We start from the raw sequence: 323 nt of genomic DNA on the forward strand, positions 1-323 counted from the left end.
CGCTGGTATTGGCGTAATCCTACAGATCTGAGCTCGTGGCATATTGATGAAACCTATGTAAAAGTGAATGGACGATGGTCTTATCTGTATCGTGCAGTCGATCAACGTGGCGATACCATTGATTTTTATCTTTCTTCTAGACGTAATACCAAATCAGCATATTGTTTTCTTGGAAAAATTTTAAATAATGTGAAGAAGTGGCAAATTCCACAAGTGATCAACACGGATAAAGCACCCACATATGGACGTGCTTTATCACGGTTAAAACGGGAAGGTAAATGTCCACCAGACCTTGAGCACAGGCAGATTAAGTATAAAAATAA

Annotated in this window: 1 pseudogene; it reads left to right on the plus strand. The window is 39.0% G+C overall.

The features are described 5' to 3' along the window. Positions 1 to 323, plus strand: a pseudogene (locus tag CDA10_RS16720) (IS6-like element IS1006 family transposase); the annotation flags it as partial.

This window comes from Acinetobacter piscicola (assembly GCF_002233755.1).
GTDB classification, from domain to species: Bacteria; Pseudomonadota; Gammaproteobacteria; order Pseudomonadales; family Moraxellaceae; genus Acinetobacter; species Acinetobacter piscicola.